Source organism: Thermus altitudinis, assembly GCF_022760835.1.
GTDB classification, from domain to species: domain Bacteria; phylum Deinococcota; class Deinococci; order Deinococcales; family Thermaceae; genus Thermus; species Thermus altitudinis.
In genome coordinates, this window is the sequence record NZ_JAKTNQ010000023.1 from 14,696 (window position 1) to 40,226 (window position 25,531).

Consider the following 25,531-nt stretch of genomic DNA (forward strand, 5'->3'; position numbering starts at 1 on the left):
GATGGCCTCGGATGCCCATCTCGCGGTACAGGGCTTGGGCAAGGCCTACGGTCCCCCGGGGCACCGGGTAGAGGCCCTGCGGGACGTGACCTTCCACCTGCCCCCCGCAAAGGTGCTGGGGGTTCTTGGCCCTTCCGGGTGCGGCAAAACCACCTTGTTGCGCTGCCTGGCGGGCTTGGAGGAGCCCGACGGCGGGGAGATCCGCCTTGGGGAGAGGGTCCTCTGGTCCAAGGAAAAGGGGATCCGCCTCCCCCCGGAACGCCGGGAGGTGGGCATGGTATTCCAGTCCTACGCCATCTGGCCCCACATGACCGTGCTGGAGAACGTGGCCTTCCCCCTACGGGTCCGGGGTCTATCCGAGCGCGAGGTGCGGCAGAGGGTGGGGCAGGTCCTGGAGATGGTGCGCCTCACGGGGCTGGAAAACCGCCCTGCCACCGACCTAAGCGGCGGCCAGCAGCAACGGGTGGCCCTGGCCCGGGCCCTGGTGGCCCAGCCCCGCCTGCTCCTCTTTGACGAACCCCTCTCCAACCTGGACGCCCAGCTCCGGGAGGCCACCCTCCTGGAACTCAGGGCCTTCCTCCGGGACCTGGGCATCACCGCGGTGTACGTCACCCATGACCGGGCCGAGGCCCTGACCGTGGCGGACCACATCCTGGTGATGCGGGAGGGACGGGTGGTGGCCCAGGGCACCCCCGAAGAGGTCTACTTCCAGGCCCAGGATCCCTTTGTGGTGGGTTTCGTGGGCCGGGTCAACCTCATGGAGGGCCGGCTCCTGGCCTGGGAACCCCAGGGCAGGGCCCGGGTGGAGCTGGCCTTCGGGGTCTGGTCCTGCACGGGGCCGGGAGCCCTCCCCGAAGGAGCCCGGGTGCTGGTTGCGGTAAGGCCAGAGCATTTCCAGCCCAGGGGTGAGGGCAATCCCCTGCTGGGCCGGGTGGTCTCCGTGGCCTTCATAGGGGAAGGGTACCGGCTGGAGGTGGCGCCCCGGGAGGGCCCCCCCATCCGGGTGGACCTCCGGGTGGTAGACCTACCCCGGGCCCCCCAGGTGGGGGATGCCCTGGAGCTCCGGGTGGCCCCCGCCTGGTGCCGGGTCCTGCTCCCGTCATGAGAGCCGCCGTCCCCCTCCTTCTCCTGGTGGTGGGCCTCCTGACCCTGGGCCCCGCGGCCAGCCTCCTCCTGGGGTCCTTCTCCGAAGGGCTTGGCACCTGGGGGCCTTTCACCTGGAGGAAGTACGCGGAGGTCTACCTGGACCCCGAACTCCCCCGGGTGGCCCTCAACACCTTGGCCTTCGTCCTGGGGGCTTCGTCCCTGGCCACGGGCCTGGGCGGGGTCCTGGCCTTTCTGGCGGTGCGTACCGACCTTCCCGGCAAGGGGCTGGTCCTCTTCCTGCCCTGGCTTCCCATGATGATCCCCCATGTGCTCTTCGCCGCCGCCTGGATCATGCTCCTCAACCCCACCAACGGCCTCCTCAACCTGTACCTGCAGGAGCTCTTGGGGCTGGAGCAGGGGCCCCTCAACATCTACTCCCTGGGTGGGATGATCCTCCTCGAGGCCCTCCTGGACCTCCCCATCGCCTTCGCCATGCTCTTTCCCGTATTCCTCGCCCTGGATCCGGCCCTTGAAGAGGCGGGCCGGGTGGCCGGTGGCCGACCCCACCAGGTCCTCCTCCGGGTGCTCCTCCCCCTCCTGCGGCCCGCCCTCCTGGCCGCCTTCTTCCTGGCCACCATCCGGACCCTGGGGGCCTTCGCCATTCCCCAGGTGGTGGGGATACCCGCGGGCATCCCCGTCCTGACCACCTACATCTACCGCATCATCTCCACGGGCTGGAACCCCGACTATGGCAAGGCCTCGGCCCTGGGGGTGGTGGGCCTGGCCTTGGCCATGGTCCTGGCCTACCTCTACCGCTGGGCCACACAAAAGGGCGAACGCTTCGCCACCGTTACCGGGAAGGGCTACCGTCCCCGGGTTCTTCCCCTGGGCCCCTGGCGCTGGCCCCTGGCCCTACTGGTCTTCGGCCTCCTCTTCGCCATGGTGCTCCTCCCCCTAGCCACCGTGGCCTACATCAGCTTTCTCCCCTATGTGGTTAGGCCAGGGCCTGAGGCCTGGGAGGTTCTCACCTTGGCCAACTGGAAGTGGGCGGTCCAGGACCCCGTGGTGGCCCGGGCCCTGGGGAACACCGCCTTCGTGGCGGTGGTGGGGGCCAGCCTCGGGGTAGGGCTTTCCCTCCTGGTGGCCTACGTGACCCACCGCCGCCGCACTCCCGCCACCGCCCTCCTGGATCTCCTCACCTTCCTCGCCTTCGCCTGGCCGGGGCTGATCGTGGGGGTGGGGTTCATGCTCTTCTTCGTCCAGACCCCCCTGTACGCAACCCTGTGGGCCTTGGTCCTAGCCTTTGTGGGAACTTACCTGCCCTACGGGGTCCGGCCCATGAATACCGCCCTTTTGCAGCTCCACCGGGACCTGGAGGACGCGGCCCGCACGGCGGGGGCCACCTTCCTCGCCACCTTGCGCCGGGTCCTCCTACCCCTCCTGGCCCCCGCCACCGTGTCCGCCTGGGCCCTTCTCGCCTCCCAGTTCGCCCGCGAGCTAGGCGTGGCCGCGGTGTTGGCCCGGCCGGGGAGCGAGGTATTGGCGGTGCAACTCCTAGCCTACGCCCACGATGGCCTTTGGGGCCGGGTAGCGGTTTTGGGCCTCCTCCTGGTCCTCCTCTCCACCTTGCTCCTCGCAGGCCTGCTCCACCTAGCTGTTCGCCGGCGTAGTCCCCAGGCACCTCCGCCCCAGGTCTAGCCCCGCGCCTGGGGACCGGGTCACCTGGTAGACCTGCGAAGGTACCTGGTGCAGCCCCTCAGGACGCTCCTTTGGTGCTGGTTGGGAGTGCCGGCGAGGGAGCACCCCGGGCCAGGGGGTAGGACCAGGTGGGCAGGGCTGGGGTAGGCGCGAAAGGGGGTTTCGCCCCCTGGGTGGCGGGGATCCCCTACTTTTTCCCCGGAGGTCCCTTGGCCTAAGGGCGGGTCAGCCAGGGGCAGCGGATGAAGAGGGAACTCCCTAGCCCGGCATTCCCTTGCGTTTAGAGCACCTTTAGCCCGGGAGCAATGCCACCAATCCCATGTGCCTCGTCGGAAGGAAGCAGGAGAAAGACCCGAGCCTGTCGCACCGCTAGCGTGGATAGATCAGGCCAAGTAGCCTCCCTTTCCCTCCTGTGCACCTACCGGAAGTGGTGGCCCTAGTCCACAAGCCACCCCTGTCCCGGGTAGCGCACGTTTCCCAGGAGGAACTCGGCCTTACGCTGGTCCCGTATCCGGGCCAGGAAGGCAAACCCGGGGGCCAAGCACGTTTGCCAGCTATGGCTTCCCTGTGAGGTGTCAAAACGCACAGGAAGAATAGCGCGCCCTTTTATCATAACGGCAAAGGGGGTATGTGTGCTGGATCGTTTTGTCGCGGTAGACCTGGAAACTACCTCACCGGATCGTGAAGAGGCGGAAATCCTCCAGATTGCCGCACAGGATGCCCAAGGAATGCGCCGCAGTTGGCTGGTGGACCTGGGACCCCCTGACCGGCTCGAGGAGGCCTTCCGCTTCACGGGGATCAAAAGCGAGGACTACAACCTCAAAAAGGTCCCTCTCCAGCAAGCCCTGGACGAGTTCCTAGACTTCCTAGGGGACAGGCAGCTTTTGGGCCACAACCTCCTAGCCTTTGACCTCCCCATACTGCAAAGACACCTTGGGAAAGACCTTCCCGCCTCCGCCCTGAAAGCCCTGGACACCCTGCGGCTTGCCCATCTGGTGTTCCCCCTTCCCCCGGAAGGCCTGGCTGGATATCGCCTTGGGGACCTTTATGCCTACTTTACGGGAGAACCCCTCGAGGAGGCCCACCAGGCCCACGTAGACGTTGAAGCCACCTGGAAGGTCTTGAGAGGCCTCGTGAGCTATCCCCTGCCGGGGGGGATAGCCAGGGCCTGGCGGGAACTGGGGCTTATTGAAGGAGCGCTTTTTACCCCTTCGCTGGATTTGGTAAAGGACCTCTTGGCCATACCCGCGCCCGTGGAAAAGGAGGTGGTTTTCGCCGATGGCGAGCCCTTACCCCATTTCTCCCAGTTGGGGCAAACCCTCCTCCCGGAAGTACGCCCGGCCCAGCAGCAGATGTTCGCCCAGGTGACCACGGCTCTAGAGAACGGGGAAACGGTACTCCTGGAGGCACCCACGGGAACGGGTAAGACCAAGGGATACCTGTACCCCGCCTTGCATCTTGGCAAAAAGGTGTGGGTGGCCACCTACACCAAAGTCCTTCAGGCCCAGGCCCTGGGGGAACTGCGCTCCATTGCCCAAAGGGGCTACAAAGTCAAGGCTGCCCTAGTAAAGAGCCCAAAGGACACCCTCTGCCCGGACCTCCTTCTGGACCTTTTCCTGGACCTTAGAAGTAAGGGGGACAGCGGGGATCTAGGCGTGGCCGTAGGGCTTTTGGTTCACTACGCGGCCTTAGGCCACTACGACCTCGAGGCCCTTCCCGCCTACTGGCACTTTTCCCCCGGTTTCCGCGAGGCCAGGAATCTGGTGGGTACGAATCCCCATCGCTGCAGAGAGGAATGTGCCTTTTTGCACACCTGCGCGTACCAAAAGCTCCGGGCTTACCACAAGGACGCCCAAGTGTTGGTGACCAACCATGCCTACTTGCTCCATAGAATCCTAAGGGCTGAAGCCGACCCTGAGGAAACCCCTTCGGGTGGTGAACACAACCTGGTGGTGGACGAGGCCCACCATCTGGAGGACTCTACCACCGAAGCCCTCACCGAAGCGGTGGGCCACGAGGATCTTGTGCACCTTTGCCGCAGGCTGGCCCACCCCGAGACCGGACGAGGGCTATTGCTGAGCGATCGACACCTCAAAGAGCTTTCCGAAGAGACCAAAAAGAGGGTGCAGGAGATACGGGAGGGCACCCTACCCGACTTGCTGGAAAGACTGGAAGAGTACCGCAAAGCCCTTGTCCCCTTCCTAAAAAAGTACGGCTGGGGGGAGCCCGAATACGGCCTTAGGCTAACCCTTACCCAGGAGTGGAAACGGCTGGAGGAGTGGCCTCGGATCGCCCGCCTGGAAGAGGCCTTGGCAAAAGACCTGCGTAGGCTCCGGGACCAGCTCCAATGGGTAAAAGGGGAATCCTCCCACACCCTTTTGTACCGGGATTTAGAACCCCTCATGGAGTTCCTGAACAGGAGCATAGGGCTCTTTGACTGGCGGCGGAGGGCCCTCGCGGAGAAAGCCCAAGAGGCGAAAGCCCCCGAGGACCCGAACGCCAACTACCTACAGCTCTCCCTATGGGACCCAATCACCGATACCTGGCAGCACCTGGCGCAACCCATTGACGTAAGCAGTCACCTGAAGACTTCCTTTTGGGGCAAGTTCCACAGCGTAATCCTGACCAGCGCCACCCTATCCGTGCCCACAGACCGGGATCCCGAAGGCTTCCAGCTCATCAAAAGGGCTTTAGGCCTCCCCCAGGAATCGGCGCACCACCAGCTCCCCCCTTCCCTACCCTATGAGAAGGCCCATTTCCTGGTGCCCAGGCACTTACCTGAGGCCCGGAGCAGCACCTTGGCGCGGTTTCAGTCCATGTTCCATAGAGAACTCCGACTCTTGCTGCCTAAGGCCCACCGGAGCCTGTCCCTTTTCACCAGCCGCAAGCGTATGGAGGATGCCAAAAGGGCCCTGGAGGACCTCCCCCACCTCCTGGTACCCCTCACCCGGAAGGAGCGGGACGACGTGGCCAATCTCATCAAGTCGGACCCGGAGTCCCCCGTTGCCGCCCTAGGCTCCCGCAGCTACATGGAAGGGGTGGACTTCCCCGATCTGAAGCTGGTCAACTTGGAGCGGTTACCCTTCCCCCTCCCCGAACCTCTTCTTCAGCGCCGCATGCAAAGGGTGTATGAGGAGGGTCTGGACCCCTGGTGGGACTATTACCTGCCCAAAGCGGCCCTTTCCTTCGCCCAAGCCTTTGGCCGGCTCATACGGGGTCCGCGGGACCGCTCAGGCCTCGGCGCCTTCGTGCTTTGGGATAAGAAAATCCTGAACAGTGCATATCAGGAGGTCTTCCTTCGCGTCCTCCCCGATGGAGTGCACCTCCTCTTCCCCCGGACCCGTCAAGAGTTTTACGACCACCTAGCGGAAATCCTCGGGGTCAAACGTGAGGAGCTTCCCCTAGAGGAGCTGGAGGAGGCTACCCTAGGCACGATCCGAAAAATCCTGGAAGGCACGGAAACCCTAGAGGAGAAGGCCCGGAAGGTGGTGAAGGAGGTTTTCCAGATTAAGGACCTACAGGAGGACCGCTGGGAAAAGCAATGGGAAGCCATTTCCCACGCCCTCGAGGGCCGGGACTTGGTGGCCCTCCTCCCCACGGGCTTCGGCAAAAGCCTGGCCTTTCAGGTACCGGCCCTTTTGGCAGAGGGACTCACCTTGGTGGTATCCCCCTTGGTAGCCCTCATGAAGGACCAGGCGGACCGGCTTCTGGAACTGGGTCTCCCGGTGGGCGCCGTGCACTCCCTAATGGGACCCGGCGAGCAGAGTAGCGTGCTTGATGAGGTGAAGGAGGGCCGGGTCAGGTTGCTTTACGTGAGCCCCGAGCGCGTCAACCGCAGCGAGGCCCTTTGGAAAACGCTGCGAGAGCTGCACCAACAGAGACAGCTTCAACGGGTAGTGTTTGACGAGGCCCACTGCTTGGTGGAATGGGGCTTTGACTTCCGGCCCGACTACCTGAAGGCCCTGGAGAAGCTGGCCGCCCTGGAAGGTGTACCGCGGAGCTTCTTCACCGCAACCCTAACCCCCGCGGACCTCGAGACCCTTAAGGAGGTGGCCAAACTACGGGATGGCATCGTGGTCAGGCCCGACACCTTCCACCGGGAAAACCTCCGCTTTGTGGTGCGAGCCGCCAAGGGGGAGCGGGGGAAGTTACAGGTTCTTGCCAAAGCCCTGATGTGGCTGCTGCAACAGGATTCGGAGGGTGAAGGCAGCGCCATCGTGTACACCACCACCCGAAACGAGGCGGAACGATTGGCTTGGGCCTTGGGCCGCCTCCTCCCTGACCTTAGGGTGGAGGCCTACCACGCGGGGATGGGAAGCCTTCCCCGCCGTGAAGCCCAGGAGCGCTTTATCCGAGGGGAGACCCGGGTAATGGTGGCCACCACAGCCTTCGGAATGGGTATAGACAAACCCGATGTGCGCCTCGTGGCCCATTGGCGTCCGCCCCGGAGCTTAGAGGAGTACATCCAGCAGGCGGGCAGAGCAGGGAGGGACGGAAAGGAGGCCTATGCCCTCCTCCTCTACACGCAAGGGGACTGGGGTTTCCTCAGGTGGTTGGTAGGGGTAAACGGGCTAAGCCGTGCTGAAGTGCAGTTCGCGGAACTTCTTATAGAGCTCCTAGAAAACTTGCCTGAAGGGGAGAGGGCTATTCGCGGCTATCGGCAAGACATCGTGGACAGGGTTTACAAGGCGAAGGAGGGTACCCCTTCAGAAGATCTTGAGGACTCCGATGAGACGGAGGAAGAGGAGGAAGAGGAGGAAGAGGAAGAGCTTGTGGCGGGGGAAAAGCCCCGGGAGATCGCCATTGATCCCGAAAACCTAGAACGTATCCTGCAGAGCCTGGAAATCGCCGGGATCATCCGTTACCAGTATCAGGTGGGCAAAGTCTTTCTCTCGGCTCCGAGGCTTCTTGAACTCCTGCCTAGCAGGCTAAAGGCGCTCGTTCTCCAGGCAGGATTCAAGGGTAGTACCCGAGGAGAGGTTTTGGACCTTTCCCAGTTCACCCCTGAAGAGGCGCTGGAGTTGGATGAGGCCCTTTATACCCTACACCGGGAGGGGCAGGTGCGCGTTCTCCGTTACCGAGAGCCCTATTTCCTTATCCAGTTCGCCTCCCTTGACGGTTACCGCACTTGGCGCCGGAGCCTGGACGAGCAGTTGGACAAGAAGAAAGACCGGCTGGAGCAGGTCAAGCGCTATGCCACTAGGAGCGTCTGCCGAACGCAGATCCTCCTCAGGTACCTGGGGGACACCTTTCCAAAGGGAAGGGAATGCGGGTGTGACGTGTGTTCCGGGGATAGGGGGCCTTGGGAGGGCATTGAGGACTTTAGCCAGGAGGACCTAGAACGCGTCTATCGTCCCCTGGATATCCTTCTCGCCTTCTTCCGCTATGCGGAGCTCCAATCCTCCGCCTACAGCACCTTGGGGAAAAACAGCACCCTCATGGCCTTAAGGGGTGAGACCGGACCCAAGGGCAATCCCCTGGGACGAAGGTACACGGATAACCGCTTTTTTGGCCACCTGGCCTTTATGAGCAAAAGGCATCTCAAGCAAACCTTTGATAAGGCCCTAGATGATGGGCTCATTGAGCTTAAGAACTTCTATGGGGATAAACCCGTCTACGGCCTTACGGCCAAGGGTCGGGCCTATTGGGAGGGCCTAACCAAAGGAGGGAAGCCTCATGCCTGAGTGGGAAGCCCTGTTGGAAGAGATCGCCCAAAGGCTGCTGGGCAAGGGGGTAAGTGACGACGCCCCCAAAACCCTGGAAGCCCTCCGCCGCAGCCTTCCCCGTTGGGGCCTAGAGCTTCCACTTCCCACCTGGTCCGAAGGCCGGCCTATTTCCGGCTCCGCCTGGGACCTGTTGCGCGGCAGCGAGGTCAGGGACCCGCCGAAAGAAGACCCAGAGGCGCGCAGGCGTCTACGGGAGTGCCAGGAACGCCTAAAGAAGAAGGACCATCAGTTGCAAGACCTTACCCGGCGGCTTCAAGGAGAGACATCCGCACGGCAGAAGGCGGAACGGGAAAGGGATCTGGCGCGGCAGGAACAGGCCGGTTTGCGGCGGCACCTGGATAATCTGGAAGCGGAGCTTTCCAGATTGCAGCAGGAGTTGGTCCAGCAGAAGGCGGAGACGGCCCGGGTACATGGAAGTCTGGAGGACGCCTTACGGAAGCAGGAAAGGCTCCTGGAGGCTTTGTCTGACGCCGAGAAGCGAGCGGTTGAGCTCCAAGCTAGGGTGGAGAGGCTGGAGGCGGAGTTGGAGGAGAAGGAGGACCTCCTAGGGCGTTACTCTTGGATTCAGGCCCATGCGGAAAAACTCCCTGAGCCCTTCCCCGCGGAGGCCCTGCTCCGGGTCTTAGTCCTGGATTATCCCCACTTTGCTACCCAGCCACAGGACCGCCTTCTGGCCCTGGTAGAGGGGTATCGTTCCCTAAAGAAGGGGGGGGTGCACGCGGTGTTTCGGGAACACTCCAACCTGGAGCTTTTAGGGGATACCCGCGAAGGGCTGGTCTTGCTTGGGGTGGAGGTGTTCCTCGAGGACCTAGCACGGCTACCCCTAGACCGGTGGCTCCGCACCTATGCCCTACGCATCCAAAGCTTCCTGGACCTGGGGAGTTCGGAAAAGGGAGGATGAGGGAGTGGAAGGCTTAACGGAAGAGTGTCGCAAATTCCTCCAGTGGTATGAGAGGCGCTGGCAAGAGGACTGGGCCCAGTGGCAGGCGGAGAAGGCCGCCCTGGAGGAGCGCCTTCAAGCCCTCGAGGACATCCTCTATGAGGAGCGGCATAGATTGGCCGCGGCCTTGAATGAGCAACGGGCCCAGTACGAAACCCAGCTGTCCCGTAAGGACGAGGATCTCCGCAGACTGCGGCAGCAGCTGGACGCATGCACCGAGGCCCTTTCGCGACTCCAAACCACCCTGGAAAGGACGTCTCGTGCCCCTCTAGGAGAGGGTTTCTTCCAGCGCCTGGCCCGGGATATCGCCCTTTGGGACCAGACCCTTTTGCAGGAGGCTCAACGCCTATCCGGCCAGGAACTGCGCCCTTTCCTGCAAGGGTTGTGGAGCCGGCGCTCGAGGTTTCTCGCGGGAGTACTGGAAGGCCAGGACGTGGATTGGAAGGAGTTGTGGACAGGCTTGGTGCTGGAGTGGGCCTTATGGGCGTGGCTGGAGGGGCAAGGAACTGAACCCTCGGAGAACGGGCATGCCTGACGCCTTTCAGCATGCAGTCAACCTGGATAGGGCCGTGCGGGAGCGGGGGGTCGCCCAGGCCCCGGTGACCCAAGAGGATTACGAGGGGTCCAAAACCCTAATGCAAGACGTTTGGAAGGGTAACCGGTGGGAGAAACTCACGCAAGTGGTGGTCTCCAGGGAACAGGAGTTGGTCCCCGCAAGGGTACTCCTAGGCTTCTTGCGGGGGTATTTCCTATACCGGGAGGTGCCGGAAAACGACCAAGCCTTCTGGCCCCACTTCCTGGAGGAGCTAGGGATCAAAGACCGTAACCTACCGACACCCAAGGAGTACGACCGGCTCTGGGAGGCCTTAGCTTGGCACGAGGAAACCCGGAGGGAGCTCAGACACCGGGGACATGAACGGGATTTTATCGGTACGCTAGACGCCATCTTCCATTTTCGCGCCCTGCGCCTTCCCGTTTTGAAGAAGGCCTTTGGGGAGTTCTACCGAAAAGGCGTGGTGTGCGAATCCGCTAGGGCCTACGAGGGAATCTTTTCTAGGCTGAAGGGCGCCCTAGATATCCTATTGGACGAGCAAGAGATTCCCGATCTAACGGATGAGGAAGAGGTTTTGCGCTTTTTGGAAGGGGCGGGTCTGCATCTGGGGAGGCCAAACCCCATCCGCCTCCTCTTCCGCCGCTCCCCCGAGGCGCTAGCAGACTTGTACCGGGAGCTCAAGGGGTTGCCGAGGAAGCGGGAAAGAGCCTACCGCCACCCCCAGGTGCGGGTGGAGGTGCTGGAAAGTCCTGAAAGCCTCGCTTGGGTGAAGCCCGCCCTGAGCCAGGAGCCCTTGGTGGAGGGGTGGAAGGTGTACGGCCAGGTGATCCTGGATGACGGGCGTTTCCGTCCTTTCAGCTGGGTTCCGCGCCTGGGTCCCAACGGGGAGCCCCTAGCCGAGGAGGTCACGGTGGTTTTCCCCGAGGGGGAGGTGGTGCGCTTCCGCCTGCACCATCGGGCCTGTGGAATACGCTTCGGTGTACCTCGCTGGCGCCTAGGCACACCCTTGCCCAAACACACCTTTCTCTTTCAGCCCAAATGTACTAGCCTACGGTACTTCCTAGCCCCCTTTGGCCGTCCCGCCGAATCGGAAGAAACCCTCACCCTGGAGGGGTACGAGGGGGATATCCGCGAGGTGGAGCTCGTGGTGGAGATCAAAGTGGGAAAAGACGAGTGGCGGCGCATCGCCAGCCTACCCGTAGAGCTAGATACGGGATTTGACTCTTGGGTGGAGGGGGAAGCGGTGTGGGTTCGCCCGCACACCCCGGGCCTGCCGGTAACGGTGCGGCTTTGGGTGGGCGAAAGGCTTCGTAAGGAATGGCAGGTCTTCCCTCGTCCTGAGGGGGAACCCGTGGCCGAGGCCTGGCTGCTTCCCCAGGTAGTGGAGGTAGTGGGAATCGGAGCCCATGCCCGCCACCTCCTGCCCCCAAAGGGCTGGCCAAAGGGGTGGTACAGGTTGGGTATCGCCCTGTAGGTTCGGGCCTTCGGATAATCCTTGCATCATTGCGGCTCGCAATCCCCTTACGGGGAAGCATCTCTTGCAACTTGGAAACATTGACCTGATGGCCCTTGGACCCTCCCTGAAGTCGCAATCCCCTTACGGGGAAGCATCTCTTGCAACGGCCTCGAGGTCAGCGTGCTTGGGAACCGCTATTTGGTTAGTCGCAATCCCCTTGCGGGGAAGCATCTCTTGCAACGCAAGAATGATTATCTTCGCCCGTAAGCCATACGAGTAGTCGCAATCCCCTTACGGGGAAGCATCTCTTGCAACACGCCATTTACGGGGGCATACTGCCCCTGTATGGGTTCTCCGTCGCAATCCCCTTACGGGGAAGCATCTCTTGCAACCTTGGCCAACCTTGATGACGGGTGGCGGGTGGAGCTGTCGCAATCCCCTTACGGGGAAGCATCTCTTGCAACGGTAACCCCCAAGAAATCACGTCCTGAACAGGGCTGGCAGAAGGGGGTTTATGAGAAAGATGAAGTTTGGAATATGCATAGGGCGAATAGAGGGGGTTTTGCGGGACTTAGCGCGATGCGAAGCTGCTTTCGGAAGGGGCGATGAGATGTACAAAGCGCATATTGCCCTTAGGCATGGGAAGGATGGGCTTTCAAGATCCCCGTCCGGGCATCCGGACAAGAACATTATACCAGTTCCGCGAAGATTTGACCGCGTCTAGTGGGCGTGGCAGAGGATGGGGCCAGAAAGGTTCGTTCCAAAACTACGGCCTGGGATAGTTTCCTTTACGCCGCGTCAAGTGGGGGGTGGGAGTGTGGTACGGGTCACTTTAGTGCAAAGGGGCTAGGACCGTCCGGTGCCATCCTCTTCCGGCAACTGGGCCGGGTCCTCCTGGGACCCGTGGAGGGGCTCCCCGCGTACCTAGCCCTTGGCCCTTGCCCTCCCCTCTTCCGGACCACCGCCTACGGGCCTGTTTCCCTGGCCACGGCCACCAGGTCCAGGACGCCGACAAGGGAAAACCGCGCCTCCCATCGCAGGCCTCCCCTTCCCCGTTGGGGCGGGGATTCACCCTAAGGCAGCCTGGAGCGTGGAACCCCTCTGGTCCAGGGAAAGGAGCCGCCCCCGGGGTAGGTCCCGGGGGCCTGGGGCCTCGAGGCCTACCGTTGGGCCACGCTGCGGTTGTACCGCTCCAGGGCCTGGTCTTCCCCTCCGTGAACGGCACACCCCTGCGCCCGGAAAACCTTCGCCGGGTCTGGCTGGACCTCCTGCGGAAGGCCGAGGTGCCCCGAGCCCGCCTCCACGACCTCCGGGCCACCTTCATCACCCGCATCATCCGCCAGACCGGTAACCCCAAACTGGCCGCGGCCCTGGCCGGCCACCGAAGCCTGCAAACCGCCCTACACCACTACGCCAAGGTAACCCAGGAGGACCTGAAGGCCACCCTCCGCTCCCTCCAGCTCCTGCCCCACCCGGGGGACCCCGAGGACCGGGGCTAGAGCCTCCCCAGGGGGCACAACGGGTATGGCCACCGGCCTTCGGGCCTTGCCCCATGGGACCATGCTGGCTGGACCTGGGGGTGGGGATCCGGTAGAGCCTCTGGGGATGACGGGGGAGTTGGGAGCCCCTCCCTGCCCGGCGGAACCGGCCCTGGCAGCTCCCCGGGTTTCCACGGGTGGTCGCCCACGGGAAAGGGAGGTGGCCCTGGGTCTGGCCAAGGGATGGCAGGGCCCGGGGAGCACCCGGTTCTATGCCTGGGCCATCTGGGGGGCTTTCCGGGCGGAGGTCTACGGCTACGGCCCAGGGGCCATGAGGGTGCTCCTGTGGGCCATTTGGCGGGTCAGGCTGGCCGTTAGATCCGGGGGCGTGCGAAGACCCGGCGCCTTATTGGTCGCTTTGCTGAAGGCCGAGGGGGTTTTGGCCCTTTTCCGCCAGGCCCCCCCCTGGCGGGTGGCCTGAACCCTCCCAAAACCCCTAGGCGGCCCGGGTGGCCACCACCCGGCCTTGGGGGAGGACCACGCCCACCAGCTCTCCCCCCTGGAAAAGGGCGTGCACCAGGGGGCCTTCCTCCTCGGTCCAGGCCTGGAGGCGGGGTAGCCTTTCCAGGGCTAGGCGGCCGGCCTCCGGATCGTCCAGGGGTAGGACCACCAGGACAAACTTCTCGGGAAGAGCCTCCAAGAGTTCTGGCCTCTCCAGGAGGGCTTCCCCAAAGCGCCCCTGCAGGGCAAAGAGTCTGTCCTCAGGGGTAAGGCTTCCTGTCATTTCTCCTCTCCTCCTGGGGCCTTGGCGGCCCGGTACTCCTCAATGTACCGCTGGGCTTGCTGGCGTAGGTCATCCTGTGCCCATTTCAGCGCCCGACTGGGATCCCCCGGTAAGGGGACCGCCTCATGGGCGGCGATCCGGTTGCGGTCCTGGTGCCCTCTGCCGCCGGCGGTATCGTAGCGGACCACCCAGACCCAACGCTCCTCCTCCGGGTCGCACCATTCCAGCTGTACCGCCCAGGAGAGGAGCTTCCCCCTGGCCACCTCCACGGGAGCGGCAGCCCAACGGGGGCCGGGTAGCCATCGCCACAAGTGGATCCGGCACCCCTCGGACTCCTAGGGCCTGACCTGGGTGGGCCTCGGGCGGGGGCTAGCAGCCGGCGAGCTCCTGTCGGGAAGGGGCGCTAGGGGGAAATGAGGATCCGGCCCTCATCCCCCACGGCCACGAAGCGGCCATTCCCGTAGGTGACGCCAAAGAGATCGGCCCTCGTCCCCGAGGCCCGCTGGGTCCAGCCCACCCCATCGGGAGAGACCAGGATGGTGCCCCTCGCTCCCACGGCCACGAAGCGGTCGTTCCCGAAAGCAACGCCATAGAGCTCCTTGTTCGTCCCAGAGGTCTGCACTGTCCACCTCACCCCATCGGTGGAGGTGAGGATGGTGCCTCTCTCGCCCACAGCCACGAAGCGGCCGTTCCCGTAGGTGACGCCATTGCCATAGAGCCAAACCCCCGTCCCCAGGTCCTGCTGGGCCCAGCTCACCCCGTCGGTCGAAGTGACGAGGGTGCTCCCTTCCCTCACGGCCACGAAGCGGCCGTTTCCATAGGTGATGCCATAGAGATCGGCCCTAGTCCCCGATTCCTGCCGGGTCCACCTCACCCCATCGGCGGAGGTGAGAATGGTGCCCCCTTTCCCCACGGCCAAGAAGCGGCCATTACCGTAAGTTACATCCCAGATGGGGCCTTGCACCACCCGCTACGTTTCCCCCGCATTCCCCCCACCCGGGGCACCCGTAGCTCCTGCGACAAGGCCGCTCCCGGCGAAAAGGAGAAGGAAGGCGGAGAGGAGAAGGGCCTTGAGCCTGTGCCAAGCGTGGCCCCGTGAGGCTGGCATCGGTTCGTCACATCCTTACCCTCCACCCTAACATGCCTACATGCGAGGCCAAGCCCATTGGAGAACCGTGTCCGCCCTTCTCCTTGGAGGCATCCTTCTCACGGGATGCCCCGTCCAGCCCATCCCCGGTTGGCAGGAACTTTCCTCCCCCACCACGCAAGAGCTCCTGGGGGTCGCCCACGGCCCCCAGGGGTTTGTGGCCGTGGGTGGTGGACCCGGCAGCACGGTGATCCTGGCCTCCAGCGAGGGGTCTAGGTGGAGCCAGGTCCCCTTTGACGCCCAGGCCCAGCTTACCCACGTGGCCTATGGAGGGGGCTTCTACGTGGCCGTAGGCTTCGACAACACCGTCCTGGTCTCCGGGGATGGTCGCTCTTGGGAAAAAGCCTTCGGGGGCAACCTGGGCTACTTCAACCGGGTGGCCTTCGGCAACGGCCGCTTTGTGGCTACCCACGCCTTTGGCCGCCTTCTGGTCTCAGGGGCCGACCCACGGAGCTGGCAGTGGGTGGAGCTGCCCACCGGAGGGGCCATGGAGCTGACTGGTGTGGCCTATGGCGGGGGGCGGTGGGTGGTGGTGGGGCAGCGGGGGCAGATCTGGGTCTCGGAGGATGGCCTAGGCTGGGAGCAGGTTCCCTCTGGGGTGGGGGATGACCTCCATTCCGTGGCCTACGGCAACGGCGTCTTCCTGGCCCTGCCCGCGGATGGCAGCTACGTCCTCCGGTCCCAGGATGGCCGCACCTGGAGCAGGCACCCTAGCCCCCGGGCCCTCCTTCCCCGCACCCTGGCCTTCGGCGGGGGTGAGTTCCTGGTGCTCTCCGACGGGAAGGCCCACCGTTCCCCCGACGGCCTGGCCTGGAGGGAGGAGGACTTCCCCAGGGCCATTCTGGTTAACGGGCTAGCCCATGGCCAAAACCGGTGGGTGGCCGTGGGCAGCGGGGGATACCTGGCCCTCCGCTGAGGGGCCCCCTGAACCCCAAGCTCTGGCCGCCTGAGGCCAGGGAACACTCCTTTCGGGCGGGGCCGCCAGGGGCTCACGGCCCAGCGGTCCGTGGGGACGCCCGTGAGAAGACCGCCCATCCTGGGCCACCCCCGGCGGTGGTACCGGGGTGGCGACGCCCTTTCCCTCTGGTAAAGGGACCTCCCCGGATAAGGGGTAAACAAGGGGTAAGGCAAAGGCAAAACCCCGGGCATGCACCCGGGGATTTCACCGTTTCCATCGTGGTGGGCGGCGTAGGACTTGAACCTACGACCTCTCGCGTGTGAGGCGAGCGCTCTTCCGCTGAGCTAGCCGCCCCTAAGCCTTTTGCAGGGTAGCACGGGGCCAGGAGGCCTGTCAAGCAAGGCGCCTGACCCTCCTCTGACAAATAGGGGGCTAGACTGAAGGCATGGCCACGGTCCTTCTGGTGGAGGACGAGCCCGCGGTGCGGCTAGGGGTGAGGCTGGCCCTGGAGAAAGCCGGGCACCGGGTGCTGGAGGCCACCACCGTGGGGGAGGCCTGGCGGCTTCTGGAGGAGGCGGAAGCCGTGGTCCTAGACTGGATGCTTCCCGACGAGCCCGGGACAAAGCTCTTGGATCGGATGCGCCAAGGCCCCTTCCCCGAACTGCCCGTTCTGATGCTCACCGCCCGGGCCGAGGTGCGGGACCGGGTGGAAGGGCTTTCCCGCGGAGCCGACGACTACCTGGTGAAGCCCTTCGCCACAGAAGAGCTTCTGGCCCGCCTCGAGGCCCTCTTACGGCGCGCGGGCAAGCGGAAGGTGCTCAAGCATGGGCCCTTGGTCCTGGACCTAGAGCGGAAAGAGGCCAGCCTCGAGGGCCAGCCCCTTCCCCTCACCCGGCGGGAGTTTGAACTCTTGGCCTTCCTGGCCCAGCGCCCAGGCCGGGTCTACTCCCGGGAGGAGCTCCTGGAAGCGGTATGGGGCCACGACTACCTGGGTACCCCCCGGACCGTGGACCAGCACGTGCTCCAGCTACGGGAAAAGCTGGGGGAGGACCCCAAGGCCCCCCGTTTCCTGGAGACCGTGCGGGGTATGGGGTACCGCTTCAAGACACCCACGAAGCAGACCGAGGGGGAAGGGTGAAGGAGCTTTTGACCGAGGCCTGGGAGGAAGCTTTGGAGGGGTTGGTTCTCCACCAGCAAAGGCAGGTCCTCTACCTGAACCCCAAGGCGGCGGAGCTTTTGCAGGTGAAACGGGAAAGGGTGGTGGGCCGCCCCCTCCTCTTGGCCCTCCGGGACCACCGCCTCGAGGCCTTGGCCCTTCACGGAGGGGAGCGCACCCTCCAGGTGCGGGGCCGCACCCTGAGGGCCAAGGCCCTGCCGGGCCGGCTCTACCTCCTGGACGAGACCGAGCTCCATGAGCGCCTTGTGGCCCTAGAGGAAGCCACCCAGGCCCTGGCCCACGAGCTCCGCACCCCTTTGGCGGGGATGGGGCCCCTCCTGGAGGTCCTTACCCCCAAAACCCGGGAGGAGAAGGAGGTGCTGGACCTCCTCAAGGCCGAGGTGGCCCGCCTTTCTCGGCTGGTGCGGGACCTCTCCCTAACCCAACCCGGCCCCAAGCGCACCTTTGTCCTGCAAGAGCTCTGGCCCCGCCTGCAGAAACTTTTCCGGGAAAGGCTTGAGGGAAGGCAACTGGAGGTTCACCTACCCCATACCGTCCACACGGATCCCGAGGCCCTCTTCCAAATCCTCCTGAACCTCTTGGACAACGCCCTCAAGTACGGCCGGGATCCCATCCGCCTCCTCTCCCGGGAGGCGGCGGGAGGTTTGCGGGTGGAAGTCCGGGACCAGGGGCCCGAGCTCCCCGATTACGAGGCCCTCTTCCTCCCCCGTCACCGGGGGTTCCAAGGGGGGGCGGGCCAAGGCTTAGGGCTTTACCTGGTGCGGCGGATCGCCCAGGGCCTAGGCGGGGAAGCTTACGCCCATAGGGAGGGGGAGGAAAACGTCTTTGGCGTGGCTCTTCCTCTACACTAGGGAAAGGAGGCAGCATGCGGGAAGTATTGGACAAGACGCTAAACGAGCTCCTGGAAGAAACCCTAAGGATGCTCTCCCTGGTGCGGGAGATGACCCAGGAGGCCACGGAGGCCCTGGTGGAGGGCAACCGGGCCAAGGCGGAGGAGGTCATTGTCAAGGACCGGGAAGTGGATGCCCTGGAGCTGAAGATTGAGAACCAGGCCATCACCCTCATCGCCCGCCACCAGCCGGTGGCCTCGGACCTGCGCCTCATCTTCACGGTGATCAAGGCCCTCACCGACCTGGAGCGGGCCGGGGACTACGCCATGCACGTGGCCGAAGATGCCCTCCTTCTGTCCCAGGATCCACCGCTTAAGCGGTACGTGATCCTCCAGGAAATGGCCAAACGCCTTCTGGAGATGATGGACACCCTGGGCAAGGCGGTGGCGGAAAAGGACCCCGCCCTCGCCCGCCAGGTCCTGGCCATGGACGACCAGGTGGACAGCCTCTACGAGGAGGTCACCCGGGAACTCATCACCTACATGCTGGAAGACCCCCGCACCCTCACCAAGGCCCTGACCCTCATGCGGGTGGCCCGCAGCTACGAGCGCCTAGGGGACCATCTGGAAAACGTAGCGGAAAGGGTCATCTACTGGCTTACGGGCGAGGTCTACAGGTCCCCCGAGGACGTCTACTGATAGGCCGCCAAGGGGTGGGGGCCTACTCGGCCTCCACCTCCTCCACCCCTTGGCGGCGGCCCGCCTTCCACTCCAACCCTGCCCAGATGAGGTCCAGGAGGTCCCCATCCAGGACGTTCTGGGGGTCAAAGCGCATGAGGCCCGTGCGGTGGTCCTTCACGTACTGCTTGTCCAGCACGTAGCTGCGGATCTGGCTTCCCCACTCAATGGGCCGCACCTCACCCCGGAGCTTGCGGAGCTCCTCCTGCTTTTTCTTCCACTCCAGCTCAAACAGGCGGGAGCGGAGCACCTTCATGGCCAGCTCCTTGTTCTTGATCTGGCTCCGGGTGGCCTGGCTGGTGACGGTGATCCCCGTGGGCAGGTGAACGATGCGCACCGCGCTATCCGTGGTGTTCACCCCCTGGCCCCCGTGCCCTTGGGAGCGGAACACGTCAATGCGCAGGTCCTCAGGCCGGATCACCACCTCCACGGTGTCGTCCACCTCGGGCATCACCTCCACCCCCGCGAAGGAGGTGTGGCGGCGCCCCGAGGCGTCAAAGGGGGAGGGGCGCACCAGGCGGTGGACTCCGGCCTCTGGGGAAAGGAGGCCATAGGCGTTCTCCCCCCGCACGATGAGCTGGGCGTAGTCAATGCCGGCCTCCGCCCCTGGGGTCAGGTCCACCAGCTCCACCTGGAAACCCTGGCGCTCGGCGAAGCGGGTATACATCCTTAAGAGCATCTCCGCCCAGTCGCAGGCCTCCGTGCCCCCTGCCCCGGGCTGGATGGTGAGGATGGCGTTCTTCTCCGCATGGGGGAAGGAGAGGAGGGTTTCGTGGTAAAGGTCCTCCAGCTTCCTGGCCGCCTCCTCCAGCTCGGGCCTCAAGGCCTCCCGCTCCTCCGCGGGGAACTCCTGCCAGAGCTCAAGAAGGCCCTCCAGATCGCTCTTTAGGGAACGGAAGGTGTCCACCGTGCGCCGTAAGCGCGCGGCCTCCTGGCTTATCCGCCGGGCTTCCTCCGGGTTCTGCCAGAGGGCCGGGTCCTCGAGGCGCCCTTCCAACTCCTTTAGACGGGCTTCCTTACCGGGGATGTCAAAGATACCCCCGGAGGTTTTCCAGGCGCAGGGCGAGAAGATCCAGGTCCATACCTTCCCCAGTATAAGGGACTCAGCAGGGAATCACAAGGACCCTTTACATTACCGCGCGCATATTTTATGCTAACTAAAAGGAGGTGAACCGTGGATCTTAAGCGGCTGGCGCAGGAACTCCGTACCCGCTTCCCCCAGGGCTTGGACGGGGAACGGGAGGGCCTGGTGCGCGCCCTGGAGGAAAAAGGCGCCTCCGCCAGCGAGGCCGAGAGGCTGGCCGAGGCCCTGGAGGCTCAAGGCTACGCCCACTACCTTCCCGGGGAAAAAGCCCGGTGGGTCTTCCTCTCCAAGCCCCTGGACCTCACCGCCCTCATGCGAACCCTGGACCAGGAGTACCGGGAGTTTGTGGGGGAAGGGGATGAGGAAGAGGAGGCCTTGGCCTTTCTCACCGCCAAGCTGGAAGGGGATCGGGCCGTGGCCCAGGAGGTTCTGGAGGCCCTACGCCTGGCGGGCTACGTGGAAAAAGGGTACAGCCCCGAGCTGGAGCGGGAACGCCTCTTCTTCCGCTTCCCTGAAGCCTTGCGCCCCTTTTCCTAAGGCCTTCTCCTAGGACCCCCTAGTCCGCCGCCAGGGCCAAGGGCACCTCCGCCAGGTTCACCCTGGCTCCTAAGGCGCCTAGCCGTTCCTCCAGGTGCTCGTAGCCCCGCTCCAGGAAGTACACCCCCTCGATCTCGGAAACCCCTTCCGCCGCCAGGGCGGCCACCACCAGCCCGCCCCCGGCGCGGATATCCAAGGCCTTCACCTGGGCCCCGTGCAACCGCTTCCCGTTCACCAAGAGGGTGCGGTCCCGAAGGTAAAGCTCAGCCCCCATCCGGGCCAGCTCCCCCACGTGGGTGAAGCGATCCGGGTAGACCCGGTCCATGATGGTGCTCTGCCCGGGCACCGTGGCCAGGTAAGCGGTGACGACGGGCTGCAGGTCCGTGGGAAAGCCCGGGTACTCCCGGGCCTCCACGGCGAAGGGTTCGGGGTGGGAAGTGGCCTTTAGCCTTACCCAATCCCGGCCCACCTCCACCTTATGCCCGGCCTGTTGCAGCTTGTCCAAAAGGGCATCCAGGTGGTCGGGGCGGGCCTCAAAGAGGGTGATGGACCCCCGGGTGGCCGCCGCTGCCAGGAGGTAGGTGCCGGCCTCGATCCGGTCGGGGATGATGCGGTAGGTGCCTCCGCCCAGCCGCCGGGCACCCCGGATGTGCAGGATGGGGCTACCCAGGCCCTGGACCTCCACCCCCAGCATCTGCAAGAAATGCCCCAGGTCCTCCACCTCGGGTTCCACCGCCGCCTGGACCAAGGTGGCCTCGCCCCCCAAGGCCACGGCCAGCATGGCCTGCTCCGTACCTCCCACCGTGGGCAGGTCAAAGACCACCCGCCCCCTTAGGGGCCGGGTCCTACGGGCGTGGAAGGTGTTTTCCTCCTCCACCACCTCCGCCCCCAAGGCCCTTAGGGCCTTCACGTGCTGGTCCACGGGCCGGGCCCCAAAGGCACACCCTCCCGGCAGGGAGATCCGCCCCTCCCCCACCCGGGCGAGGAGGGCCCCCCAGACGATGAAGCTGGCCCGCATCTGGCCCACCAGCTCATAGGGGGCATGGGTGCTCTGGATCTCGGGGGTGTGCAGGTGCAGGGTGCGCCCTTCCCACTGGTAACGGGTGCCCAGGTGGGCTAAGAGCTCCAGCATCACCTCCACGTCCCTGAGCCTCGGCACCTCCAGAAGGGTGATGGGCTCGGGGGTGAGGAGGCTGGCTGCCAGGATGGGCAAAGCGGCATTTTTGGCTGGATAAATGCGCAACTCGCCGGAAAGGGGCTGGCCTCCCTCAATCCGCAAGATCCTGCTGCCCCGCCGCGAGTCCTTGAGCATCATACACACCTTACTCAAGGTGAGGATAAAAGGGCTGGTCCACATTGTCAAGGGCCTGCGCTCTTTGCTACACTCTTGCAAGGGAAGGTATGCCCAAGAGAGAAAAAAAGCGGCTGCAGGTGGTCATCTCCGAGGAGCAGGACGCCCTCCTCACCCGGGCGGCCTACGCCCTTTCCAGCCCGGAGAGGCTGGTTTCTAAGTCGGAGGTGGTGCGCCTGGCCATCGCCAAGATCGTTCAGGAACTGGAGGGCAACAAAGAGGAGCTGGCCGAGCTCCTCAAACAACTGGAGCCCGAGGAATAAAATGACGGGCATGGTCCTGGGCGGAAGGTACCGCCTCGAGGCCTCCTTGGGTTCCGGGGGGATGGCCGAGGTGTGGCGGGCGGTGGACGAGCGCTTGGGGCGCAAGGTGGCGGTGAAGCTCCTCCATCCCCGGGCCCTGCCCCCCGAGAGGGAGCGGTTCCTCCTGGAAGTGCGGGCCCTTTCCCGCCTCTTCCATCCGGGCATCGTCCAGGTGTTGGACCTAGGGGAGGCGGAGGGGCGCCCCTACTTCGTGATGGAACTGGTGGAAGGGGGCACCTTTGACCGCCTGGGCCCCTTTGAGGAGGGTCCGGAAGGGGAGCGCATCCTGGAAGCCGCCATCCAGGTGATGGAGGCCCTGGCCCACCTCCACGCCCAAGGCATCCTCCACCGGGACCTCACCCCCAAGAACATCCTCCTCACCAAGGAAGGCTACCCCAAGGTGATGGACTTCGGCCTGGCCTACCTCCTGCAGGAAAGCCGCCACCTCACCCGCACCGGCTACACCCTGGGCACCCCCACCTACATGGCCCCCGAGCAGGCCAAGGGCCTGCCCCTTACCCCCAGGGCCGATCTCTACAGCCTGGGGGCGGTCCTTTACCGCACCCTCACCGGCAAGCCCCCCTTTGAAGGGGAGAACGACCAGGCCATCTTGTTCCAGCACGTCTACGAGCCCCCCAAGCCCCCCCAGACCCTGAACCCCACCATCCCCCCGGGGGTGGCCGAGGCGGTGCTCTCCCTTCTGGCCAAGCACCCGGAGGAAAGGCCCTCCCACCCCAGCCTCTTCCAAAGCCCCTTGCAGGAGTTCCAGGCCCTCCGCCTTTCCACTCCGCGGGCCGGGTCCAGCCGCTCGGGCCACTACCCCCTGGCCCCCGACCCCCGCAGGCTTTCCCTCAAGGGCAAGGTGGACCTGGGCGGGGAGGCCGCCTGGCCCGGGGAGATGGTCCAGGCCCACGGCCGGGTCTACCTGGGGGCGGGGCGGGGCCTGGTGGAGGTGGACCTCCTTTCGGGAACGGTGCGCCGGGAACCCCTTCCCGAAGAGGTCACCGCTCCCCCCGTGGTCCGGGGTGGGGTGTACGTGGCCGCCTGGGACGGCCGGGTGCGCCGTTTCCGAGGCCAGGCCTTGGAGTGGAGCGCGGAAACCGGGGCGGAGATCACCGCCGCCCCCCTGGTCCTGGGGGAGCGGGTCTTCGTGGCCAGCCGGGATGGAAGCCTATACGCCTTTGCGGGGGACCGCCTCCTCTACCGCTTCCAGGCGGGGGGACACCTTTCCGCCAGCCCCACCTTCCACCGGGGCCTCCTTTTCCTGGCCTCGGAGGACGGGTTCCTCTACGCCCTGGACCCAGACTCGGGAGCGCTACGCTACAAGGTGAAAACCGGTCCCGTGCACGCCCCCGTGGCCGCCTACCGGGGGGTGCTTTTCATCCCCACCTGGGAGGGGGAGGTTTACGCCTTTGACCCCTTGACCCGGGAAACCCTCTGGAACACCGCCGTGGAGGATGAGATCTGGGGCGGGCTGGCCCTGGACGAGGAACGGGTGTACGTGGCCGCCTGGGACGGGATCCTAAGGGCCCTGGACCAGGCCACGGGGGAGGAGGTGTGGAGCCTCGAGGTGGGAAAGGTAACCGCAGGCCTTTCCTATGCTGCCGGCCACGTCTATGTGGCCACGGAGGAGGGGCGTTTCTTGGCCGTGGACCAAAGGGGGCAGGTGGTCTTTGAGGCCACGGGCCTAGGGGCGGTCCAGGTACCACCTTTGCCCTTGGCCCAGGAGGTGTTGGTGGCCAACCTGGCGGGGAAGCTCTTCCGCTTTGGCGTAGGATAGGGGCATGGAAGCGGTCAGCACCGATAAAGCCCCCCAAGCCATCGGCCCTTACTCCCAGGCGGTGCGGGCGGGTGGGCTGGTCTTCGTCTCCGGCCAGATCCCCCTAAGGCCCGACGGCACCTTGGTGGAGGGGGATATCCGCGCCCAGACGGAACAGGTGATGGAAAACCTCAAGGCCATCCTCGAGGCGGCGGGCTCCTCCCTCTCCCGGGTGGTACAGACCACCTGCTTCCTTTCGCACATGGAGGACTTCCCCCTCTTCAACGAGGTCTACGCCCGCTATTTCTCTCCCCCCTACCCCGCCCGGGCCACGGTGGCGGTGAAGGCCCTGCCCAAGGGGGTCCGGGTGGAGGTGGCCTGCCTTGCCCTGGCGGATTAAGGCACCAGGGCAAAAAAGCGTACAATAGCGTCATGACGGTCCAGGAAGGCCATGTGGAAGAGCTTCTCCATCGCTTCCACCAAGGGGATGTGCGGGCCTTGGCCCGGGCCCTCACCCTGGTGGAAGCGGGGCACCCTTGGGGCCAGGAGCTCCTTAAGCGCCTGCGGGGCCAGGCCCGGGCCAAGGTGGTGGGCGTCACGGGAAGCCCTGGGGCCGGCAAGAGCACCCTCACCGACCGCCTGATCCTGGAAGCCCGGAAGCGGGGGGAGCGGGTGGGGGTTTTGGCCGTGGACCCCTCCAGCCCCTTCACCGGGGGGGCCATCCTGGGGGACCGCATCCGCATGATGCGCCACCACCAGGACCCTGGGGTCTACATCCGCTCCCTGGCCTCGAGGGGAGCCCTGGGGGGCCTGGCGGGGGCCACCGTGGCCGCCTTGGCCCTCCTGGAGGCCTTCGGCTTTGACCGCATCTTCGTGGAAACCGTGGGGGTGGGCCAAAGCGAGGTGGACATCGCCCGGGTGGCGGATACCACCTTGCTGGTCCTCACCCCGGCGGCGGGGGATGCGGTGCAGGCCTTCAAGGCCGGGGTGATGGAGATCGCCGACCTCTTTGCCGTGAACAAGTTTGACCTCCCCGGGGGGGAGAGGATCATCCAGGAGCTGAAAAGCGCCTTGGAGCTAGCCCCACCCCGCCCCGGGGGCTGGCGCCCCCCCATCTACCCCACGGTGGCGGCCACGGGGGAAGGGGTGGAAGCCCTTTTTGAGGGCTTGGAAGCCCATTATCAGCACCTCCTGGCCCACGGGCTCCTCGAGGCCCACCGTCTGGAGCGGGCCCGGTTTGAGGTGGAAAGCGTCATCCAGGAGTGGGGGCGGAAGAGGACCCAAGGCGCAGAGGACCTGGTAGCCAGGGTGGCCCGGGGGGAGCTTTCCCCGGAAGAGGCCGCCTGGGCCCTCCTGGACCCCAAGGCCCACCCCTAGGCCTCGGGCCCCGGGGAGGAATCCAGCCGGGAGGGGCGCCAACGGGCCAGGGCCTTGCGCAGCATCTCCCGCTCGTTGGGATAAGAAAGCCGTTCCAGAGCTTGGGAAACCGGTAGGAAGAAGGCCGCCTCCACCTCGGAAAGCTGAGGCTTGGGCTCGCCTCCCCGGTAGGCCATGAGAAAATAGTGCACCTCCTTGCTCACCGTAACCGGTTCTCCCCCGTTCCTCACGGTGAAGTAGTAGCGCACCTTACCCAAAGGGGAAAGCACCGCCGCCTCCACCCCGGTCTCCTCCCGCACCTCCCGCACCGCCGTTTCCGGGTAGCGCTCCCCGGGCTCCACCTGGCCCTTGGGCAGGGTCACCACCCGTCCCCCCTTCAGGGACACCACCAACACCTCCGGCCCCCTCCCCCGCAGGACCACGCCCCCGGCGGACACCACCCGTTTCCTGGCCACCCGGACCTGTCGCTTCCTTCGCACTCCTCCTCCCGGCAACAAAAAAGGGCGCCCGAAGGCGCCCCCAAAGGACCTAAAAAAGGGGAGAGCAGGGCCTTGGTTACTCCTTAGAAAGGAGGTGATCCAGCCGCACCTTCCGGTACAGCTACCTTGTTA

General features: G+C 65.0%; 23 protein-coding genes, 1 tRNA gene and 1 CRISPR repeat array. Of the genes, 17 read left to right on the forward strand and 7 right to left on the reverse strand.

The window, feature by feature from the left end:
• The first annotated feature begins 1 nt into the window (after position 1).
• The 8 genes from L0D16_RS08765 to L0D16_RS08800 all read left to right on the forward strand — a co-directional run bounded on the left by L0D16_RS08765 (position 2) and on the right by L0D16_RS08800 (position 13,418).
• Entirely contained in the window at positions 2-1,105 is a 1,104-nt protein-coding gene (locus L0D16_RS08765) for an ABC transporter ATP-binding protein (protein WP_243031487.1), read from the forward strand.
• Positions 1,102-2,784, forward strand: a complete 1,683-nt coding sequence (locus L0D16_RS08770) for an ABC transporter permease (RefSeq protein ID WP_243031488.1) — start codon at positions 1,102-1,104, stop codon at positions 2,782-2,784. Before L0D16_RS08765 ends, L0D16_RS08770 begins: the two co-directional genes overlap by 4 nt.
• A 632-nt stretch (positions 2,785-3,416) precedes the next feature.
• Entirely contained in the window at positions 3,417-8,468 is a 5,052-nt protein-coding gene (locus tag L0D16_RS08775) for a RecQ family ATP-dependent DNA helicase (protein ID WP_243031489.1), read from the forward strand.
• The gene (locus tag L0D16_RS08780; RefSeq protein WP_243031490.1) at positions 8,461-9,411 is read left to right on the forward strand and encodes a hypothetical protein; all 951 of its coding nucleotides are present in this window, start codon (positions 8,461-8,463) and stop codon (positions 9,409-9,411) included. The genes L0D16_RS08775 and L0D16_RS08780 overlap by 8 nt, the downstream gene beginning before the upstream one ends.
• 4 nt (positions 9,412-9,415) lie before the next feature.
• Positions 9,416-9,985: a hypothetical protein gene (locus L0D16_RS08785; RefSeq protein ID WP_243031491.1), complete on the forward strand. Its 570-nt coding sequence runs from the start codon at positions 9,416-9,418 to the stop codon at positions 9,983-9,985.
• A complete protein-coding gene (locus tag L0D16_RS08790; protein ID WP_243031492.1) occupies positions 9,978-11,477 on the forward strand; it encodes a transcription antiterminator BglG in 1,500 nt (499 codons plus the stop codon). The genes L0D16_RS08785 and L0D16_RS08790 overlap by 8 nt, the downstream gene beginning before the upstream one ends.
• A 35-nt stretch (positions 11,478-11,512) precedes the next feature.
• Positions 11,513-11,923: direct repeats of the CRISPR family, unit length 36 nt; unit sequence GTCGCAATCCCCTTACGGGGAAGCATCTCTTGCAAC.
• A gap of 702 nt (positions 11,924-12,625) precedes the next feature.
• Positions 12,626-12,958: a tyrosine-type recombinase/integrase gene (locus L0D16_RS08795; RefSeq protein WP_243031493.1), complete on the forward strand. Its 333-nt coding sequence runs from the start codon at positions 12,626-12,628 to the stop codon at positions 12,956-12,958.
• A 25-nt stretch (positions 12,959-12,983) separates the two neighbouring features.
• Positions 12,984-13,418 carry a hypothetical protein gene (locus tag L0D16_RS08800; protein WP_243031494.1) on the forward strand — a complete coding sequence of 145 codons (435 nt, stop codon included), beginning with the start codon at positions 12,984-12,986 and terminating at the stop codon, positions 13,416-13,418.
• Positions 13,419-13,433: 15 nt separating this feature from the next.
• On the opposite strand, the gene L0D16_RS12455 is transcribed toward L0D16_RS08800, so the two are convergent.
• The 3 genes from L0D16_RS12455 to L0D16_RS08815 form a co-directional block, all read right to left on the reverse strand.
• Positions 13,434-13,721, reverse strand: a complete 288-nt coding sequence (locus tag L0D16_RS12455) for a DUF5647 family protein (RefSeq protein WP_279231291.1) — start codon at positions 13,719-13,721, stop codon at positions 13,434-13,436.
• The gene (locus tag L0D16_RS08810; RefSeq protein WP_243031495.1) at positions 13,718-14,032 is read right to left on the reverse strand and encodes a DUF7718 family protein; all 315 of its coding nucleotides are present in this window, start codon (positions 14,030-14,032) and stop codon (positions 13,718-13,720) included. The genes L0D16_RS12455 and L0D16_RS08810 overlap by 4 nt, the downstream gene beginning before the upstream one ends.
• A 92-nt stretch (positions 14,033-14,124) precedes the next feature.
• Positions 14,125-14,685, reverse strand: a complete 561-nt coding sequence (locus L0D16_RS08815; protein ID WP_243031496.1) for a WD40/YVTN/BNR-like repeat-containing protein — start codon at positions 14,683-14,685, stop codon at positions 14,125-14,127.
• A gap of 184 nt (positions 14,686-14,869) precedes the next feature.
• Between L0D16_RS08815 and L0D16_RS08820 the strand changes: the two genes are divergently transcribed.
• Complete coding sequence (locus L0D16_RS08820) at positions 14,870-15,784, forward strand: WD40/YVTN/BNR-like repeat-containing protein (protein ID WP_243031497.1); 915 nt, start codon at positions 14,870-14,872, stop codon at positions 15,782-15,784.
• A 261-nt stretch (positions 15,785-16,045) separates the two neighbouring features.
• On the opposite strand, the gene L0D16_RS08825 is transcribed toward L0D16_RS08820, so the two are convergent.
• Positions 16,046-16,120, reverse strand: a tRNA-Val gene (locus L0D16_RS08825).
• Positions 16,121-16,211: 91 nt separating this feature from the next.
• On the opposite strand from L0D16_RS08825, the gene L0D16_RS08830 reads away from it, so the two are divergent.
• Genes L0D16_RS08830 through phoU form a run of 3 tightly spaced genes read left to right on the forward strand, consistent with a single transcriptional unit; the run spans position 16,212 to position 18,471 of the window.
• Positions 16,212-16,904 (forward strand): response regulator transcription factor, encoded by a 693-nt coding sequence (locus tag L0D16_RS08830; protein WP_243031498.1) that lies wholly within the window; start codon positions 16,212-16,214, stop codon positions 16,902-16,904.
• On the forward strand, positions 16,901-17,794 hold the full coding sequence (locus L0D16_RS08835; RefSeq protein WP_243031499.1) for a sensor histidine kinase: 894 nt from the start codon (positions 16,901-16,903) through the stop codon (positions 17,792-17,794). The genes L0D16_RS08830 and L0D16_RS08835 overlap by 4 nt, the downstream gene beginning before the upstream one ends.
• 14 nt (positions 17,795-17,808) lie before the next feature.
• Complete coding sequence (phoU, locus tag L0D16_RS08840; protein WP_243031500.1) at positions 17,809-18,471, forward strand: phosphate signaling complex protein PhoU; 663 nt, start codon at positions 17,809-17,811, stop codon at positions 18,469-18,471.
• A gap of 22 nt (positions 18,472-18,493) precedes the next feature.
• Here phoU and prfB read toward each other — a convergent pair.
• Positions 18,494-19,592, reverse strand: a protein-coding gene (gene prfB, locus L0D16_RS08845) for a peptide chain release factor 2 (RefSeq protein ID WP_243031501.1) whose coding sequence is annotated in 2 segments (ribosomal slippage) — positions 18,494-19,540 and positions 19,542-19,592 — 1,098 coding nt in all. Because the reading frame shifts where the segments join, the coding sequence is not laid out codon by codon here.
• A 92-nt stretch (positions 19,593-19,684) separates the two neighbouring features.
• Between prfB and L0D16_RS08850 the strand changes: the two genes are divergently transcribed.
• On the forward strand, positions 19,685-20,131 hold the full coding sequence (locus L0D16_RS08850; protein ID WP_243031502.1) for a hypothetical protein: 447 nt from the start codon (positions 19,685-19,687) through the stop codon (positions 20,129-20,131).
• Between the two features lie 19 nt (positions 20,132-20,150).
• Here L0D16_RS08850 and murA read toward each other — a convergent pair whose 3' ends face one another.
• Positions 20,151-21,446, reverse strand: a complete 1,296-nt coding sequence (gene murA / locus L0D16_RS08855) for a UDP-N-acetylglucosamine 1-carboxyvinyltransferase (RefSeq protein WP_243031503.1) — start codon at positions 21,444-21,446, stop codon at positions 20,151-20,153.
• Positions 21,447-21,532: 86 nt separating this feature from the next.
• On the opposite strand from murA, the gene L0D16_RS08860 reads away from it, so the two are divergent.
• Genes L0D16_RS08860 through meaB form a run of 4 tightly spaced genes read left to right on the forward strand, consistent with a single transcriptional unit; the run spans position 21,533 to position 24,920 of the window.
• The gene (locus L0D16_RS08860; RefSeq protein WP_243031504.1) at positions 21,533-21,745 is read left to right on the forward strand and encodes a transcriptional regulator; all 213 of its coding nucleotides are present in this window, start codon (positions 21,533-21,535) and stop codon (positions 21,743-21,745) included.
• A 1-nt stretch (position 21,746) separates the two neighbouring features.
• Positions 21,747-23,564 (forward strand): protein kinase domain-containing protein, encoded by a 1,818-nt coding sequence (locus tag L0D16_RS08865; protein WP_243031505.1) that lies wholly within the window; start codon positions 21,747-21,749, stop codon positions 23,562-23,564.
• A gap of 4 nt (positions 23,565-23,568) precedes the next feature.
• The gene (locus tag L0D16_RS08870) at positions 23,569-23,943 is read left to right on the forward strand and encodes a RidA family protein (protein ID WP_243031506.1); all 375 of its coding nucleotides are present in this window, start codon (positions 23,569-23,571) and stop codon (positions 23,941-23,943) included.
• Positions 23,944-23,975: 32 nt separating this feature from the next.
• Entirely contained in the window at positions 23,976-24,920 is a 945-nt protein-coding gene (meaB, locus tag L0D16_RS08875; RefSeq protein WP_243031507.1) for a methylmalonyl Co-A mutase-associated GTPase MeaB, read from the forward strand.
• Here the strand turns inward: meaB and L0D16_RS08880 are convergent.
• Positions 24,917-25,399, reverse strand: a complete 483-nt coding sequence (locus L0D16_RS08880) for an NUDIX hydrolase (protein ID WP_243031508.1) — start codon at positions 25,397-25,399, stop codon at positions 24,917-24,919. The two genes, meaB and L0D16_RS08880, sit on opposite strands and share 4 nt — an antisense overlap.
• Positions 25,400-25,531 lie beyond the last annotated feature (132 nt).

Bases quoted from the DNA above. Each gene is read 5' to 3' on its own strand.
- L0D16_RS08765 (WP_243031487.1), top strand. From the start codon at position 2: ATGGCCTCGGATGCCCATCTCGCGGTACAGGGCTTGGGCAAGGCCTAC.
- L0D16_RS08770 (WP_243031488.1), top strand. From the start codon at position 1,102: ATGAGAGCCGCCGTCCCCCTCCTTCTCCTGGTGGTGGGCCTCCTGACC.
- L0D16_RS08780 (WP_243031490.1), top strand. From the start codon at position 8,461: ATGCCTGAGTGGGAAGCCCTGTTGGAAGAGATCGCCCAAAGGCTGCTG.
- L0D16_RS08790 (WP_243031492.1), top strand. From the start codon at position 9,978: ATGCCTGACGCCTTTCAGCATGCAGTCAACCTGGATAGGGCCGTGCGG.
- L0D16_RS08800 (WP_243031494.1), top strand. From the start codon at position 12,984: ATGGCCACCGGCCTTCGGGCCTTGCCCCATGGGACCATGCTGGCTGGA.
- L0D16_RS12455 (WP_279231291.1), bottom strand. From the start codon at position 13,721: ATGACAGGAAGCCTTACCCCTGAGGACAGACTCTTTGCCCTGCAGGGG.
- L0D16_RS08820 (WP_243031497.1), top strand. From the start codon at position 14,870: ATGCGAGGCCAAGCCCATTGGAGAACCGTGTCCGCCCTTCTCCTTGGA.
- L0D16_RS08830 (WP_243031498.1), top strand. From the start codon at position 16,212: ATGGCCACGGTCCTTCTGGTGGAGGACGAGCCCGCGGTGCGGCTAGGG.
- phoU (WP_243031500.1), top strand. From the start codon at position 17,809: ATGCGGGAAGTATTGGACAAGACGCTAAACGAGCTCCTGGAAGAAACC.
- murA (WP_243031503.1), bottom strand. From the start codon at position 21,446: ATGATGCTCAAGGACTCGCGGCGGGGCAGCAGGATCTTGCGGATTGAG.
- L0D16_RS08860 (WP_243031504.1), top strand. From the start codon at position 21,533: ATGCCCAAGAGAGAAAAAAAGCGGCTGCAGGTGGTCATCTCCGAGGAG.
- L0D16_RS08865 (WP_243031505.1), top strand. From the start codon at position 21,747: ATGACGGGCATGGTCCTGGGCGGAAGGTACCGCCTCGAGGCCTCCTTG.
- L0D16_RS08870 (WP_243031506.1), top strand. From the start codon at position 23,569: ATGGAAGCGGTCAGCACCGATAAAGCCCCCCAAGCCATCGGCCCTTAC.
- meaB (WP_243031507.1), top strand. From the start codon at position 23,976: ATGACGGTCCAGGAAGGCCATGTGGAAGAGCTTCTCCATCGCTTCCAC.